Below are 15,446 nucleotides of genomic sequence, written 5' to 3' on the forward strand. Positions count from 1 at the left end.
TTAGAGTGTAAAAATCCCTGACGTGCTAACGTCATTTATTTAATTGGGTATTATTTAATTAAGTGGTAATGTTAAATTTTTTGGTAATAATGGAAATGAGCCTTTAAGATAATTAATGGCTTTAACAATCTTAAATATTTCTTTTGATGTAAAATCTTCAAATTGACAATCACGTCTAGACTTATCAATTTCTGCCATGATAAATATAATAGCTAAAAGCTTTTTATTATTTTTATGGTCTTCATTAAAACGGTCACGCATTTCTTTGATAAATGATTTTAATTCTTTATTCTCTAACCCCAACGTTTTTGATTTAACTTCACATGTTTTATTGATACCGTACACGCGCTGCCCAATAGACATTGGCATGTAACGTTGCTCAAGTATTGCAGGGTTCTGTTGCATAGTAATTACCTATATTCTAAAAATTAAATAAACAGTTGCAAATAAAAGAACTGGAACAATATATTTTAATGAACCATCTTTTTTGTTTACGCTGATTTCTTCTAAACGTTTAAATGAGTCGCCAGTGACTTTATATTTGTACTGCTGTTTATGTGCTTGAGTCATAATCACACCATTGCTTGGCTGAATCCCACAACGGTATCAATCGCTGATACAAACGCAGGGGATGAATGTAAACGGGCTGAAATTGTCACACCAACTAATGCTAAACAACGGATCGCATTATTTACGCTCTGTTTAATTTCAGCGGAACGGGCATTATTAATATGACCACCTAAAACCGCTTGGCTTGCTAACTTTCCGACCTCTGCCGTTGCATTTAGAATATGCGCAGGGAAATTTCCTTCACTTGCATTATTCAAAGGTACAGACGGCTGGCATTGAAGCTGCTCTAATAAACCATCTAACAACGTGGCATCTTCTGTCGCATCCGTAATTTTAACTAAATCACTTGATGTTAATTGGTGCGGCTGTTCTGGGTTTAACTTGTTACGCAACATTTGCGCATTCATGCCGATTGCTTTCGCTATCTGAACAAGGTCACCTTTATGAGCAATCGCAAAAGCGCGACATGCATTGTCAAAGTGTGATTGTTTGGAAGCTTGATAATCAAACATAGCCTTTACTCATTCTATATTTCACAATACAAACACTGAGTTTCACTAATCGTGAAATCTCTACTTACTGTTCCAAGCATGCCAATCGATAAAAACACGATCATTCTTTTTTTCTTTTGGCTTAATTTTTAATTTTCCAGTACTGACATAAAACCTTGCAGTGCGAATTTTGATGTTTGTACGTTCACAAAACGACTTTAAAGGCACCCAACGGTTCTCTGTTTGTGAATTTATTGCCTGAATCTTATTCATAAGGCAAAATCTCCTATAACTGTTAATTACTGTTGACTACTGCTAATCACTGTTAACTTACGATACGTGAGAATTTAACTCACGATTCGTGAGATGTCAATGCGATTTGTGAGTTAATCTCACCAAACGAGAGATTTGGAGCACTTGATGAGTGAATCTTTTGATTTTATTTCATGCCCAGACAATGCAAGCGTTTTAGATAGAATAATGGAAGCTTATGGTTTTTCGTCGAAATTACAGATGGCTGACCATTTCAATATGGGGTCTAGTGGAATATCTGGACGCTATAAACGTGCCGTTTTTCCTGCTGATATGGTTGTACGCTGTGCAATAGAAACTGGGGCGAATTTAGAATGGCTAACATTTGGCAAAGGTAAACCTTTTGAAAATTCAAAAGTTGATGTGTTAAAACTGAATAATTTCAAACTAATTAATGGCGAACTAACTCAAGCAAGCAATGTAATGTTTGATAAAGTCATGTTCAAGAACACATCCCCCCTACCCGACGAACCGATAAGTGTTTTAGAAAACAACACTTATTACATTATCGATAAAAAATTTAGCGACATATTTGATGGTAAATGGCTAGTCGATATCGAAGGAAAAATAAGCATTAGAGATTTAACACGAATCCCTATCAAAAAAGTGCGTGTATCAGGTGTTGGTATTCCTTTTGATTGTGATTTAGAAGATCTCACTGTGTTAGGCCGTGTTGTTACTATTGTTGAAAACCAATAAATAAAATGACAGTAAGAAAAATAGAATCTGGTGAATGGCTTTGTGACATTAGGCCTAATGGCGTTAATGGAAAACGCATCAGAAAAAAATTTGTTACTAAAGGTGAAGCGCTTTCCTATGAAAAATTTATCCTTGGAGAAATGGAGGATAAGCCTTGGTTGGGCGAAAAACAGGATAACAGGCGACTATCTGATTTAATTAACCAATGGCATGACTTATACGGCAGGACCTTAACAGATGTTGACCGTATGATGTCAAAATTAAAGGCTATCTGTGCTGGGCTTGGTGATCCAATTGCATCACAACTAACTGCATCTGATTTTAGCGTATATCGTGAAGGCCGTTTGAAAGGTGAAATACCTGATGTTAACGGGCGTTGCATGGAAATAAAGCCTGTTACTGTAAATCATGAGCAACGTAATCTCTCTGCTGTATTTGGTACACTAAAAAAACTTGGTCATTGGTCTTTACCTAATCCCCTTGCTGGCCTACCTACTTTCAAGGTTGATGAAAGTATGGTTACTTTTTTATATAAAGATGAAATCAAGCTCTTACTCAATGCTTTAGCTGAATCTAAAAGTGATAGTGTTTTAATGATAGCTAAGATTTGTCTTTCTACTGGAGCCCGTTGGAGTGAAGCCGAGAATTTAGAAAGCAGCCAAGTTACTCCCTATCGCATTACTTATAAAAATACCAAAAGTAAAAAAGTAAGAACTGTTCCTATTTCAAAAGAACTGTATGACGAAATACCTAAAAAGCGTGGAAAACTATTTACCCCTTGCCGCAAAACATTCGAAAGAACGGTCAATAAAGTAGGAATTGAATTACCTGACGGTCAATGCACTCATGTTCTAAGACATACGTTTGCAAGCCACTTTATGATGAACGGAGGGAATATTTTAGTTTTGAGGGATATTCTTGGTCACTCTGATATCAAAATGACAATGATTTATGCACATTTTGCTCCTAGTCATTTAGAGGATGCCATAACGAAAAACCCTTTAATTGCTCTTGATGAATAACTAATAATTTCACCTTTGACTTTCGTTGTTCAAGCGTTAACATGATCCACAAAATGTCCATATAGGGTGTTAATGGCTGTCAATCATTGTTAACCACTGACATGTAACCATTTGATTATTAACATAACCTATTGTTTTATATACCCCCTAGAGAGAATGTAGAAATTTCGGACGCGGGTTCAACTCCCGCCAGCTCCACCAAATTTGGTGGGTCAGTGATAGGACAATAGGTTTAAAAACAGGAAGTTAGCAAAATCAGTTGGACTAGACACTGTCAACATTAATACTCGAAAGTGCACGTGAAATGCACGCGCATTTGAAAGTTACTAAAAGCTCACTTCGGTGGGCTTTTTTATTGCACCTGACCCATCCTAAATAAGGTTGACACTTTTCCAATCTAAAATTGGAGAGTGTAATGAAAGCAATCACTAAACGAACTCAACGCGATTATTCCCTCGCTTTTAAATTACAGGTTGTTGACCAAGTAGAAAAAGGCGAACTCACCTATAAACAAGCTCAATATCAATATGGGATACAAGGATGTTCTACCGTTTTGGTATGGCTTCGTAAACATGGTAGATTAGATTGGTCTGAAGGTACGCCCAATACTCTTTATAAAGGTACTGCTATGACCCAAACTCCTGAGCAACAAACCCCAGAACAACGCATCAAACTACTCGAAAGGGAACTTGAAGAAGCTCGGCTTAAATCCGATTTCTTTGAAGCTGTTGTCAAAGTTATGGATAGAGACTTCGGAGTTCGCTTGTCAAAAAAGCGCAAGGCCGAGTTATTAAAGAAAAAACGGTTAAAAACCTCACCGTAACAATAGCTTGTCGTTTTATGAATATTAGCCGGCAAGCCTACTACAAGCGACAGGATAAGACTGAAGAACGACAAAAAATCGATACGGCCATTATTGATATTGTTAAGTCTGAACGCGCCTTTCATCCCAGACTGGGAGGGCGTAAGTTACATTTTATTTTAAAGCAAAAACAAATGATTATTGGTCGTGACCGGCTATTTACTTTATTGAAGGAACATCGGTTACTTGTGCCGAATAAGCGGGCTTATCATAGAACAACTTTAAGCCATCATCGTTTTCATCGACATCCAAATTTAATTAAGTCAGGATTTATCCCCACACAGCCTGAGCAACTCTGGGTAGCGGATATTACCTATTTATCGACACATGAGGGTGATACCTATTTAAGTTTAATTACGGATGCGTACTCGCGAAAAATCGTGGGATATCATTTAGATGACAATATGAAAACAAGTTCGGTGAAGAAGTCGCTGGTTCAGGCTTTAAAAAAACGCTGTTCGACAACATCGCTGATCCATCATTCAGATCGTGGGCTACAGTATTGTTCGTCGGAGTATCAAGAAATACATAGAAATCATAATATTCAATGTTCTATGACTGATGGCTATGATTGCTATCAAAATGCCTTAGCAGAAAGAATTAATGGAATATTAAAAATGGAGTATCTTCTAGTAAAACCAAGAAATTTAGAGCAGGCACGAAGGTTGGTTGAAGAATCAATCCAGATTTATAATGAAAGGCGCCCGCATTTATCATTAAACTATAAAACGCCCGATGAGGTTCACCGAGCGTTTTATGCCTGAAAAGTTGTCAACCTATATCAGGACTAGTCAACCTCAAAAATTAGAGAGTATGTTTCTCAAGCAACAATCATGTATTTTGCCACTACTCTTGCCTGAATTCTCTTTACTACACATAAATATGCTGTATACATTCACAGCCAAACAAAATGCTACGTTATACAACGCATTGAAATTCTCTTTGATAAAGAAAATAGCAACAAGCCATCTGAAAAAGTACGCAATGCCCTACGTGAACAAGTGATATACAAAATTGGTGACAAATACGGCCCGCTAAACCTCAGGGTGGCGCTAAGTTCGTCAACATCATTAGTGGTTACTGGTGCTAAGAGTGACGATGCGACAAAACAAATAAATCAAATTATCGAAGACATTTGGTTTGATGACTCATGGGTACCAGCATGAAAAATGATCGTGGAGAAAGTAATATCGAGATTGTTCCTCGAATTACAGAGGTGAAGGTAGGCGTTAATAGCCCTTATGAAGTTTTGGCAACAGAAAACCTGAATTAAGTACTTTTCACCATTGTTTAAATTTGTTAATGTATGCGCCAAATAATTATATCATATAACTAAACCCTATAATCATTAGAGCATGCAGAATGAAATTACAAGCTTTAAAAAATAAAAATTATTCTAAAATGGCCCTACTATTTCTATTTATTTGCCTATCTCACATCTCGTTAGGATTTGATTTTAAAATCATATATGCCCTATCCATTTTTCTATTTTTAATATCAATAAACCAATTTAGATTTATCTACATGCCATTAGTAATTATTCTGTCGGTAATATCCTCGATGTATTTCCCTATCGCTATGCTCTACGGTGAGCCAAATTTTAATATTTCAACCGCATTACTGTATACAAACACAGGGGAATCAATTGAGTTTTTATCAAACATTCCTTATTATCACTACTTACTTTCCCTTTTTATACTAGCATTGGGAATATATACATCTAAATTCAGGTTTAATATTCATAAAAAAACAAAACTCACTAATTTTTTTATTTTCTTAATTATTTTTTTACAAGGCCCCATTAAAACCTGGGCTACAAGTGATGAGTTTTCCATCTTAAATACAGGTTTACCTGAGATTAAGTTTATAAAGCAGACAGTCCTATCTATCAGCTCTACCATTAATGAAAAAATTAAGATGGATGAAATGCTTGCAGAAAAAGATGATTATCCTAAATTATCAAGTACCAGTGATTATGACACATACATTATTGTCATTGGCGAAAGTGCTCGAAAAAGCTTCATGCATTCTTATGGTTTTGAAATTGCTAACACTCCATTTTTTGATAACATAAAAGGAAAAGTATTTACTAATTATATCTCAGCTGCCTCCACAACAGTCCCATCACTGATGAATACCTTAACTGAATACTCTAGGCCACAAAATAATGTCGTTACTCTCGCAAATAAGGCGGGTTTTGATACTTACTGGATTTCAAACCAGGGTTCAATTGGGATCCATGATTCACCGATTGCAAGTATTGGGAAAAAAGCAAAAAAATCTATATTTATTAAACATGGAGATTTTTCATCATTAGAATCAGATGCTGAGCTGCTACCTTATATAAACAAGGCAATAGAGAATAAAGTTACTACAAAAAAACTTATTATTATTCATTTGATCGGTAGTCATTCACCTGCTTGTAAGAGAACAAATAATAAATATGATGTATTTTATTTAAATGAAAGAATGTCTTGCTATGTTCAATCAATCAAAGAAACTGACCATTTATTAAAATCCATTTACGATGATTTAAATGCTACTAAAACCAAGTGGTCTTTTATGTATTTTTCAGATCACGGCGTATCATTTGCTAATAAAGAAAATAAATCAAAAACCGATTTAATACACGGACATTCTCATAAACAGAATTTTGAAGTTCCATTCTTTATTACCTCTTACAATGATAACGATAGAGTATTCATTAATGCAAGAATAAGTGGTCTAAATTTCCTATCATTATTTTCAGAATGGATAGGAATAAATAGATACCAAATTCCTAATTGTAAAATGATTTCAAACCAAGACTGTAAGTTTAACAAAAATATTTTAGATGCTGATAATAAGTTTATGGATTTTGACCAGCTTCCTGATGACTTATTACAACCATAAAATAACATGGGGCAGTAGCCCCATTCGATTAAATATCCTAACTCATTCGATACCAACCCATAAGCATAATGTACGCATTAGTTACAGTAATCGCAGCTCCTCCCCCTTTGATCCCCGTTGTACCTGAAACGGTATGTGTATGTGCACCGATTGACACTGTATGTGTGTGTGCGCCAGAAGAGGCAGTTGTAGGGTTCGTTACTGTACCGTTTGCAACAGTAGCGTAATTACTACCCGCTGCATTAAATGCGGTTCTTCCTGATCCGCCATGCGTATGCGCCCCCGTACTATTCGTTGACTTTGTCCCATAATCAAAACTACTCGTTGTCGCAGAAAAACTATGGTTATGAACAGGAATTTGAGCTTCTGTTAATGTCACTGAATCCGAACCACCGGTTGTTAACACATTCGCACCACTTGCTGCAGCTAAACGAATGGTTTTATTTTCGCCGATGTACTGCCATTTCGTACCAGGGAATAAGGTATTGGGGTTCTTATTTTGTGCAAACCACACAACAATACCAATAGGGTAAATGATATTAAGATTGACCGCATTTTGTAATGCATCGGTGACGGCCTTCTGGCTCATCACGCTCGTTGTTGATCCGCCTGTTGATTGGGTGACACTGCTCGTATTAAGCTTAGCATTCAACCCGTTATTAAGTGCTGTGTTTGTTGCATAATCCCCCGATGGTTGATAACTCCCTTTCGGCTGATATCGCCCATCCCCTTCCGCTTTGGTGTAACTGTCACCTTTAAGCGCATAGTTCCCTGCGGGGGCATAATTGCCTTTAGGTTGGTAATTAGTGTCAGACTCCGCTTTTGAATAGCTATAGCCTGCTGCTTGATAGCTGCCTTTAGGTTGATACCTACCATCCGACTCGGTCTTCGTATAGGCATCCCCTTTTAAGGCATAATCCCCTGATGGCTGATAACTGCCTTTTGGCTGATATCGAGTATCCCCTTCCGCTTTCGTGTAGCTTTCACCTTTGAGCGCGTAATTACCTGCGGGGGCATAATTGCCTTTGGGTTGATAATTGGTATCAGATTCAGCTTTAGAATAGCTATAACCTGCCGCTTGGTAATTGCCTAACGGCTGGAAACGCTTGTCAGATTCCGTTTTGGTATAAACATTGATATCACTAGCACTTAAATCCGCTTTCAGTTCCTGCCATGCTGTACCTGCGACAGGTTCAACATTGTTATTTTCAATCTTCGACTGCCACGTTTTGTTTTTATGATAAATAATCGCGCGGATTGGGTATGGTTTGCCTTCTGCAGCCCACTTAGGAAAACCAAAGCTCTGCAACTCGCCAATGGCTTCCGTGATATCGTGAAACATACCGTTCATCTTCTCACGTTCGATATCTTTCGCAGCAGGGTCAGTTTGTTGGTCACGCTCATAATCGTAGCTATAGCCTTGCGTGTATGAAACTGCGCCATCGGCTTGCACATCATCGGGAATAGAAGTCCTATCCCCTTGTGTTGCAAAGGGGATTTTAAAGATTTTTGTCATGAGTTTTAGGCTCCGAAATTACTGCTAAGGAAGTTTTTGCGATGTTGACCGTGACCAAAGGCTTTTTTCGTCACGATACGATATTTAACCCCTACCCCTGATGGGCGAGGCATAAGGTCGAAGTTTTCAAGAAGTACCCGTAATCGTTCATCTGGATTGAAATTAAACACGTAATACAGATAGGTCATATCAAGCGGATCAAGTACAAACACTTTACTGTCTGCTTGCCAAAAGAAGCGTTTAAGAAATTCGTTAATATTGGTGACCGTTGGGCTTTGCGTAAGATTAAAATAGCGCATACGCACAATGAGCCGCTTTTGGTCGACGGTAAGCGATAAGGTGTAATCGGCATTGCGTCGAAAGTTGGCTTTAAAATTGGCATTCTTTTTACCAAAACCAAAGCCGATTTTCGTTTTATCGCTCAGGGGGACATCAATCCCCAACGGCACATCAAGTATGCGCGCCCAAATATTTAGCCCAAACTCGTTCGCAGTATCAATATTAAATACATCACGGTACCAATCACGCCAAAACTGGATAGTGGATTGTTCAAAATAGTCTGCTTTGTATTTAGCTAACGCCTTGAGGTTTGCCGCATCTTCATATTGCCAAAGGATCGCCTTTAATAAATCAGAATGAAAATCAAATGATTGGATTTTGCTCATACCAGTACCACCTGTACCGCACTGCGTTTGAGCCTTGCCACCTCATTCATTTTGATTTCATAGTTATTTGATGACCAGGCTTTGCCATCGGTTGAAAGCTCGACACGTGTAATAAATAAACGAGGCTCAACAGCATTGATACCGGCTGATATTTCGAAAGGTGATACATCACGCCCCACCACTAAACCGCCCTCACCATCGATATCCCCATTCGCCCATGACTCAACCGCTGCAGGAATAATAGTTTGTGCATCGACGGTGGCTTTTTTCACCGTTACTCGGCAGAACAACACAATTTCTTTCGCCCTATCGAATTTAACGGGATAAATTTGGCCGCTGATAGTTTCCAATACCTCAACCTCTTCACGACCGTTAAAGGCGGCACCAAGGGTTTTTGTGCGCAACAGCGAACGAGCAATCGCCTCTTTATCCCCCCCTTCAACACATACATAAATGCTATGGGGAACTAACGTGATCCCATCGAAAATCATCGGTTGGTCAGTGTAGTTTTCTCGATACGCCAACGAACGTACTCCTTCCAATTCATACAATGCAGAGGTAATCGCCTCTCCCACACTCACCGTGTTTTTGGCTAACGTCTGTTTGCGTCGTCGCCTTGATTGCAAGTCTGATTCAGCATCTCGCCCCAACACCGCATTGCTGGGGTTATGAACGGTTTCCCAGCCTAATACCGAACTAGCCACTTTATTGAGTTGACCCACGCCACACTCAACCGCCCCTGTTTCAATGGCACGCATATCCCCAGTGACTGAGCCATCTTTACCGATAATTAAGGTTTTGGTTGTTTCGAATAAGTCGCCATTCAGCGTGGCCGCTTGTGACCCCTTAGGGATGATAGTCTCGGCAATACCCGTGAATTTCACCTGTGATAAAAAGGAGTGTGTGGCATCAAAACGCTGCCCGCCCATTAAGGCCCATATAGCATCAAGGAAAATGCCACCGGCTAAATCGGGGTTAATTTGATTGGCCAACTCTGCATTATTGCGCACAACGGCGTCCCGATTTTCGACCTCCAAGGTGATCAATGCGCCTTGCGGGGTTTCGGGATTAACATCCAGTTGCTGGCCAAAGACATTTTTAAATTCGTTTTCAACGTCATCACGTAAGGTACTGGTATCTGGCACAATCACACCCTGTGATGTGAGATATTGATAATCAGCCATTAAGCGTTATCTCCCCATAAATGGTTTGGATCACCGCGGTATAGTTCAGCGAGTTATCTGCGATTAATGCCGAAAATGACACCACTGATATCACATCATCTAACTCACGCAGCCGGTCACGAAACGCCGCTTCAAATAACGGAATATCCGCCTGTCGCCCAAAGGTGGTTTTCCAGTAAGGAATCCCCATATCGAGCTTATGCAGCATTTCACCACGGAGTGCTTTGACATAATGTTCACAACGGTTTTTTGATGCCTGTTCACCATTCGTAATCGCTAAGTTGCCACTATTCCCCAAATGAATATCGTTATTGTCGTTTACATCAAAAGTCATCATATCGGCACTCCTGAATTGCTATTACCACTTTGAATACCGCTGTGTTTATGTGTTGAGCCGATATCTTTACCGTTGTGCTTCATCGTTCCACCGTTTGAGTCGCTGTTACCGTTTACAGCCTGATTACCATTCACCGTAACATTGCCGTTAAAGGTGGTTTCAGGCACATTGACTTCAAGAACGGGTGAATCTAAAACCGCTTTACCCTCATGCAGCGACAAACATACGGAGCCATCCATGGACTGGATCACCAAGGCATCCGTATTTTTGCCATCAATCAGCCAGCCTTTAAGCGTATCGGGAAAGAACATGGCATCACTAAAGGTATGTAAACGAGCCGTATTGGGTTCATCTTCTAAACCGCCTCGCTGAAAGACCAAGCTGATATCGCGGTCATTGGCTTTTAGCCAACCGAAATCACCCGCCTTGATCGGCATACGAATAAAAAAGCCACCGCCGCCAAAACGAAAAACGGGAATATTCGGTACCGCTGCTCGCCCGACTTTTTGTCCTTGCGTCGATACCATCATGACGAGCGGCTTAATCACAGCGCGGTTAGTTTTATCGTCATAGCTCACCACTGTGGCTGGGAGCATGTCGTCAATATTCATCAATAAACTACGAAACGCAGCCATAAACTGCCCTGCCAAGCTGCCTTCGCTAGCAATATCACTATTGGGTTGGTTCATGGTTTACACTCGTTTGCAGGTCGCTTGGTAAAAGAAAGGGTCATCGTGAGAGGCAATATCAAACTTAAGTTGTTCGATAATGTAGTCGCCATTTAAGGCAGGATTAAACTTGCTTTCAAGGCGTAACATGCCGCCCAATGACGACTCGCTATCAATTAAATAAGTGACGTCGACACCCTTTTCAGTGGCTTTCGGTATCCCTACCATGCCCGATTTTTGGTTAAGAATACGCAACCGGCCACTTAACGCTTTATCCTGGTCTTTCACATGCAACATGTCATCGTCGATAAAGGCTTTCACATTGCCCGCATCTTGCAGGCGTTCCACTTGCTTGAGTACCGGCCCACAAAAATACCAATTAGCGATATTTTTATCGGTGGCTTGAAAGTCCAATTTAACCCCGCAATCCTGTGCAATATTTTTGGCTAATTCGCTCATTTTGCTTATTGCACTACCCGATGAAGAAACAATATCGCGGGAGTTGGCATTGTTGGTTTTCGCTTTTAAGGTCAATGTCACATCTGGCGGTGAGGCGATTTCTGCACTAACAATATCTCCCACATAAATGCGAAATACGCCCGTACTGGCGCGTCCCGCTTCGACAATTAAACGGTGCGGTTTCTTCGATTGGGTATAAGGGCTGGTTTCGGTCAGCAACATATTGCGCGTTGTCGCATTGAGACCATCGATATTAACCGTGCATTCATTCTGCAGCGGATTAGCGTATTTAGTCCCATTGGCACGAATACGCAGCCCCTCATACCATTGCAGCCGACCATTAACTTCAATCCCTAATCGGATACGACGTAAATCAATCATCATCCCCCCACCAAACAAGACTATGCGATTGCCCAAATTGCGCCCACCACGGATATTCATCATTTTCTGTGATAAAGGCAAAATTACCGTTGCCCGATAAATAGCGATAGGGGATCAGCGGTTGATTGGGCATCACACGAATGCCTCGCAGTAAAACCACATCATTACGCTTGATATCACAGCACATGGTTGTTCGTGCCACTTTAATCGTCAGCTCCCACTCATCACCGCCAAGGCTCACGCGCAAGCGTTGATTAGGTACGGTATTTAAAGGGATCTCTTGCATGGGTCACCACCCTAACGTCAATTCACCGTCAGCAATTTTGGTTGCTGCCGATTTTTTCTTTTTGTCCGGTACCGTGGACGTTTGCACTTTCCCGCGATTCACCGTGCTCGATTGCTCTTTTTTTGCCACCTTGCGGGGCGGTAGGTCGCCATATTCTGGCTCAACCGTTCGCCACTCCGTAAAGCGCAGCGAGAGTTTAATCGCATCGGCCATCTCTGGAGTTTCATCGTGATAGAGATTCACTAACAGCATCGGTTGGTAGGTTTTCACCCGCGTTTGGATACCCACTAACTGATGTTTATCGTAGGCTTGCTGTAGGGTTTCAAAGGCGCTTTTCATTTCGCCAGCTAAAATTAAATCCATGCCAATTTCAACGGGCTGAACTACCACATGGTCACTGCGTGTTTCCCCCGACTCAACGGTAAATTGTGTTGCTTTGTGTTCATCACGGACGTTAATTTGAATCGGATTGGCCGTTTCAAATAACGTCGAAAAGTTATCGATATTGAAGATTTTCACCTCGGTGATCATTTGCTTACCCCCGAACTGGTTTGATGGGCTAAATCTTGTAGCTGGGATTGCAGCGCATCTTTCGTGCCATTCGCCATTCCTTGCGCGTCCGTCGCTTGGGTTTCCACTTTGATTTCACCAATCGACAAGTTAGTTTCATTGGTGGTACTGGATTGATTACTGATGGCTTGGCTGGTCATCGGGTTAATTGGATTAGCCGACATACCGTTAATTTGTTGGCTCAGCCCTTTCACTAACAACGCAGTATCTTCTCCAGATAACTTGGGCTGTTCGGGGATTTGGTGCTCTATCGTGCCGTCAGTCGTGATTTTGCGTTCAACCGTTTGAGTCACTTGTGCATCCTCAAAACCAAACCACCCTTTGACCGTGCTCCAGCCATTTTTAATCGCTTCTAAGCCGTCATTAATCCAACTTAAATACTGTTTGATTTGCGCCCATAACCACTTAAAAATCCCTACAACGGCATCAGAAGCCACCGTAAAGACCCCTTCAAATTGCTTGCCCCAATCCGCTAAATCGCGAATAAACCCCGAGAGCCATACCCATAACTGCTTGCCACCATCAACAATAAAGTTAAAAGCAGCCACCGCCACATCGGCGACGACTTGAGACAAAGCCATGACAAAATCAAAGAAGGCTTTAAACGCTTCCCACAACGCAATAATGACGGCTTTAAGTTCGGGGTATTCATCCAAAATACGCCCTATCATCGAATCATTACCGTCAATAAAATTCATGATATCGTCATAGACTAGGGCAAACGCCGCAGCCAGTAAGGCAATAACCGCGATAATCGCCAAGATAGGCCATGTTGCTGCCAAGGTCGCTGCCGCAGCTGATAACATGGCAGGCACATAAAACACCGCAATAGCCGAACCTATCGCAATAAAGAACCCCACAATGAGCGATTTGTTTTCTTTGCAAAAGCTCACAAAGCGGTTAATCCACTCTAACCCTTTGGTTAAAATCGGGATCACCATTTCTAAGAAGCTGTTTTTCAGTAAACCTGATGATTGCTTAAAGCCTTGCATGGCTTTGTTGAATTTGATGGATTGTTCAATACTCTCTTTGTTGATGCCTGAGTATTCTTTTTGAATGCCCATCATGCGCTCGAGTTCTTTGCGGCCTTTCATCATCAGCTCGACGGTTTTATCATCTGTTACGCCCAGTCCCAAAAGCGTTGCCTTGGCTTTATCAAACTTCATGCCCTGCACTTTATCGGCAGTCTGAAGCACTTTTTCCATAGTGTTTTTCGCAAAACCAAACGATTTGGCCATCGCAGATAAATCCGCTTGAGCCGCATCACGCGTACCGCCCAGTTCAGCCATTGAACCCGCGAAAGCGTCCACATCGGCAGTCGCTACATTGATTTTTTTACCCAGTTTGTCGAGGGTTTCAATATCAGCCGAACGTGAAATTGACTCCCCCACCAAGGCAGTCGCCCCCATCAGTAAACCAACCGCCCCTAATGCCTTTTTGGCAAACGACATAACCGTATTACCAGCTTGCTGATATTTGGTTTCGGTATTCTCAAGGGCTTTTTGCACCGATTGCTGCGCTTTAATTTCACTGGTCGCCGCTTCAATTCCCTTCACTTTCATCGTGTTCACAAGGCGAATTAACTCACTGTAATTACCTTGCAGTGCTTGAATAATGGCATTAGATAATTGCTTCGTGGTGATACCTTGGTGTTCAGCTAACGTGAGGTCGGTGACACCTTGATTAAGTTGAATAACATTTTGCTGCAGTGCCTGGTAGTTTGTATCGAGCTCACCTAAAACAACCTGAGTGGATTGCATGCCTGCATCAGATATTGACCGCTGTGCCTCAAGGTTGGCCATCGAATCTGTTACTGTCTCTAACTGTGTTTTAACCGAGCCTGTTTGGGCAATAACCTCATCTGCATTAGTGACAAAATCAATCGAATGTTCAACTGATAAGCCTTGCACCGATTGCCGTAAGTCTGCCATTACACGTTCAATTTCTGCGACGCCATCGGCCGTGGTGGTCGGGATTTTTTGCAGCTCGTTAACATACTCACTGACTGAGCCTTTTACCTGTTCTAATGCGTTTTTTTGGTCACCCACCGATAACGAGCCGAGATCATTTTTCAGTTGGCTGATTTCAGCTTGCAGTGATTGCCCCCACTCCCCTAGCGTATCCCCCGCAAAGACCCAAGCTGTGTCTGTATTTTGCCGTTGCTCATCCAATGCGCTTAATGATGAGCTCACCGCATCTAACCTATCCACGATGTGGCTTGTCTCAGCACTAACCTCGCTGGCATTGGTTGTAAACTGAATGGCATGTTCGGTCGACAGCCCCTGCAGTGATTGCCAAAGCTCTGTCATTACACTCCCGATGGTCAGTGAACTTTGCTGCGCCGCCTGTTGGGTTTGTTTCATGCCATCGATAATGTCATCGGTCGAACGTTGCACCTTTTTAAATGCCCCATCCGCTTGCCTTGTATCAAACTCAAAGACCTGCACAAAGGTATCCATTAATGACATTAGCGATCCTTTGAAGCCGCAAGGGCTTCGTTATAACGGTTAGTAATGGCAATTTCCCATAGGT

Annotated in this window: 18 protein-coding genes; 5 read left to right on the plus strand and 13 right to left on the minus strand. The window is 41.3% G+C overall.

Annotation, left to right across the window (positions count from 1 at the left end):
• Positions 1 to 54 precede the first annotated feature (54 nt).
• From M1E86_RS12795 to M1E86_RS12810, 4 genes are read right to left on the minus strand one after another with little or no spacing between them, the layout of a single operon-like run.
• Entirely contained in the window at positions 55 to 405 is a 351-nt protein-coding gene (locus M1E86_RS12795) for a DUF5347 family protein (RefSeq protein WP_426099119.1), read from the minus strand.
• Positions 406 to 414: 9 nt separating this feature from the next.
• A complete protein-coding gene (locus tag M1E86_RS12800) occupies positions 415 to 570 on the minus strand; it encodes a hypothetical protein (protein ID WP_426099120.1) in 156 nt (51 codons plus the stop codon).
• Between the two features lie 2 nt (positions 571 to 572).
• Positions 573 to 1,082, minus strand: a complete 510-nt coding sequence (locus M1E86_RS12805; protein WP_426099121.1) for a phage regulatory CII family protein — start codon at positions 1,080 to 1,082, stop codon at positions 573 to 575.
• 60 nt (positions 1,083 to 1,142) lie between these two features.
• Entirely contained in the window at positions 1,143 to 1,334 is a 192-nt protein-coding gene (locus M1E86_RS12810; protein WP_166184558.1) for a hypothetical protein, read from the minus strand.
• A 147-nt stretch (positions 1,335 to 1,481) separates the two neighbouring features.
• Between M1E86_RS12810 and M1E86_RS12815 the strand changes: the two genes are divergently transcribed.
• The 5 genes from M1E86_RS12815 to M1E86_RS12835 all read left to right on the plus strand — a co-directional run bounded on the left by M1E86_RS12815 (position 1,482) and on the right by M1E86_RS12835 (position 6,848).
• Positions 1,482 to 2,072, plus strand: a complete 591-nt coding sequence (locus M1E86_RS12815) for a phage repressor protein CI (protein WP_426099122.1) — start codon at positions 1,482 to 1,484, stop codon at positions 2,070 to 2,072.
• A 5-nt stretch (positions 2,073 to 2,077) separates the two neighbouring features.
• Positions 2,078 to 3,094: a site-specific integrase gene (locus M1E86_RS12820; protein WP_426099123.1), complete on the plus strand. Its 1,017-nt coding sequence runs from the start codon at positions 2,078 to 2,080 to the stop codon at positions 3,092 to 3,094.
• A gap of 415 nt (positions 3,095 to 3,509) precedes the next feature.
• Positions 3,510 to 4,720 (plus strand): IS3 family transposase gene (locus M1E86_RS12825; protein WP_423811116.1). Its coding sequence is split into 2 segments (ribosomal slippage): positions 3,510 to 3,852 and positions 3,852 to 4,720, totalling 1,212 coding nucleotides; the frame shifts between segments, so codons are not numbered across the junction.
• Between the two features lie 171 nt (positions 4,721 to 4,891).
• A complete protein-coding gene (locus tag M1E86_RS12830; protein WP_426099468.1) occupies positions 4,892 to 5,122 on the plus strand; it encodes a DinI-like family protein in 231 nt (76 codons plus the stop codon).
• Positions 5,123 to 5,318: 196 nt separating this feature from the next.
• Positions 5,319 to 6,848, plus strand: a complete 1,530-nt coding sequence (locus tag M1E86_RS12835) for a phosphoethanolamine transferase (protein ID WP_213913146.1) — start codon at positions 5,319 to 5,321, stop codon at positions 6,846 to 6,848.
• Positions 6,849 to 6,885: 37 nt separating this feature from the next.
• Here the strand turns inward: M1E86_RS12835 and M1E86_RS12840 are convergent, their stop codons facing one another.
• Genes M1E86_RS12840 through M1E86_RS12880 form a run of 9 tightly spaced genes read right to left on the minus strand, consistent with a single transcriptional unit; the run spans position 6,886 to position 15,382 of the window.
• A complete protein-coding gene (locus tag M1E86_RS12840) occupies positions 6,886 to 8,364 on the minus strand; it encodes a phage baseplate protein (protein WP_213913145.1) in 1,479 nt (492 codons plus the stop codon).
• A gap of 5 nt (positions 8,365 to 8,369) precedes the next feature.
• Positions 8,370 to 9,029 carry a DUF2612 domain-containing protein gene (locus tag M1E86_RS12845; protein WP_213913144.1) on the minus strand — a complete coding sequence of 220 codons (660 nt, stop codon included), beginning with the start codon at positions 9,027 to 9,029 and terminating at the stop codon, positions 8,370 to 8,372.
• Positions 9,026 to 10,213: a baseplate J/gp47 family protein gene (locus M1E86_RS12850; protein ID WP_213913143.1), complete on the minus strand. Its 1,188-nt coding sequence runs from the start codon at positions 10,211 to 10,213 to the stop codon at positions 9,026 to 9,028. The genes M1E86_RS12845 and M1E86_RS12850 overlap by 4 nt, the downstream gene beginning before the upstream one ends.
• Positions 10,206 to 10,550: a hypothetical protein gene (locus M1E86_RS12855; protein ID WP_213913142.1), complete on the minus strand. Its 345-nt coding sequence runs from the start codon at positions 10,548 to 10,550 to the stop codon at positions 10,206 to 10,208. The genes M1E86_RS12850 and M1E86_RS12855 overlap by 8 nt, the downstream gene beginning before the upstream one ends.
• Positions 10,547 to 11,239: a Gp138 family membrane-puncturing spike protein gene (locus tag M1E86_RS12860; protein WP_213913141.1), complete on the minus strand. Its 693-nt coding sequence runs from the start codon at positions 11,237 to 11,239 to the stop codon at positions 10,547 to 10,549. Before M1E86_RS12860 ends, M1E86_RS12855 begins: the two co-directional genes overlap by 4 nt.
• A 3-nt stretch (positions 11,240 to 11,242) precedes the next feature.
• The gene (locus tag M1E86_RS12865) at positions 11,243 to 12,058 is read right to left on the minus strand and encodes a baseplate hub protein (RefSeq protein ID WP_213913231.1); all 816 of its coding nucleotides are present in this window, start codon (positions 12,056 to 12,058) and stop codon (positions 11,243 to 11,245) included.
• Positions 12,051 to 12,344 (minus strand): phage baseplate plug family protein, encoded by a 294-nt coding sequence (locus tag M1E86_RS12870; RefSeq protein ID WP_213913140.1) that lies wholly within the window; start codon positions 12,342 to 12,344, stop codon positions 12,051 to 12,053. Before M1E86_RS12870 ends, M1E86_RS12865 begins: the two co-directional genes overlap by 8 nt.
• A gap of 3 nt (positions 12,345 to 12,347) precedes the next feature.
• The gene (locus tag M1E86_RS12875; protein ID WP_213913139.1) at positions 12,348 to 12,875 is read right to left on the minus strand and encodes a phage baseplate protein; all 528 of its coding nucleotides are present in this window, start codon (positions 12,873 to 12,875) and stop codon (positions 12,348 to 12,350) included.
• Positions 12,872 to 15,382, minus strand: a complete 2,511-nt coding sequence (locus M1E86_RS12880; RefSeq protein WP_426099124.1) for a hypothetical protein — start codon at positions 15,380 to 15,382, stop codon at positions 12,872 to 12,874. Before M1E86_RS12880 ends, M1E86_RS12875 begins: the two co-directional genes overlap by 4 nt.
• Positions 15,383 to 15,446: the final 64 nt, after the last annotated feature.

Origin of the sequence: Providencia sp. PROV200, assembly GCF_049901995.1 — a bacterium.
Lineage (GTDB): Bacteria > Pseudomonadota > Gammaproteobacteria > Enterobacterales > Enterobacteriaceae > Providencia > Providencia rettgeri_E.

Excerpts from the sequence above, each read along its gene's own strand:
- M1E86_RS12795 (WP_426099119.1), bottom strand. The coding sequence starts at position 405 with ATGCAACAGAACCCTGCAATACTTGAGCAACGTTACATGCCAATGTCT.
- M1E86_RS12800 (WP_426099120.1), bottom strand. The coding sequence starts at position 570 with ATGACTCAAGCACATAAACAGCAGTACAAATATAAAGTCACTGGCGAC.
- M1E86_RS12805 (WP_426099121.1), bottom strand. The coding sequence starts at position 1,082 with ATGTTTGATTATCAAGCTTCCAAACAATCACACTTTGACAATGCATGT.
- M1E86_RS12810 (WP_166184558.1), bottom strand. The coding sequence starts at position 1,334 with ATGAATAAGATTCAGGCAATAAATTCACAAACAGAGAACCGTTGGGTG.
- M1E86_RS12815 (WP_426099122.1), top strand. The coding sequence starts at position 1,482 with ATGAGTGAATCTTTTGATTTTATTTCATGCCCAGACAATGCAAGCGTT.
- M1E86_RS12820 (WP_426099123.1), top strand. The coding sequence starts at position 2,078 with ATGACAGTAAGAAAAATAGAATCTGGTGAATGGCTTTGTGACATTAGG.
- M1E86_RS12835 (WP_213913146.1), top strand. The coding sequence starts at position 5,319 with ATGAAATTACAAGCTTTAAAAAATAAAAATTATTCTAAAATGGCCCTA.
- M1E86_RS12840 (WP_213913145.1), bottom strand. The coding sequence starts at position 8,364 with ATGACAAAAATCTTTAAAATCCCCTTTGCAACACAAGGGGATAGGACT.
- M1E86_RS12845 (WP_213913144.1), bottom strand. The coding sequence starts at position 9,029 with ATGAGCAAAATCCAATCATTTGATTTTCATTCTGATTTATTAAAGGCG.
- M1E86_RS12850 (WP_213913143.1), bottom strand. The coding sequence starts at position 10,213 with ATGGCTGATTATCAATATCTCACATCACAGGGTGTGATTGTGCCAGAT.
- M1E86_RS12855 (WP_213913142.1), bottom strand. The coding sequence starts at position 10,550 with ATGATGACTTTTGATGTAAACGACAATAACGATATTCATTTGGGGAAT.
- M1E86_RS12860 (WP_213913141.1), bottom strand. The coding sequence starts at position 11,239 with ATGAACCAACCCAATAGTGATATTGCTAGCGAAGGCAGCTTGGCAGGG.
- M1E86_RS12865 (WP_213913231.1), bottom strand. The coding sequence starts at position 12,058 with ATGATTGATTTACGTCGTATCCGATTAGGGATTGAAGTTAATGGTCGG.
- M1E86_RS12870 (WP_213913140.1), bottom strand. The coding sequence starts at position 12,344 with ATGCAAGAGATCCCTTTAAATACCGTACCTAATCAACGCTTGCGCGTG.
- M1E86_RS12875 (WP_213913139.1), bottom strand. The coding sequence starts at position 12,875 with ATGATCACCGAGGTGAAAATCTTCAATATCGATAACTTTTCGACGTTA.
- M1E86_RS12880 (WP_426099124.1), bottom strand. The coding sequence starts at position 15,382 with ATGTCATTAATGGATACCTTTGTGCAGGTCTTTGAGTTTGATACAAGG.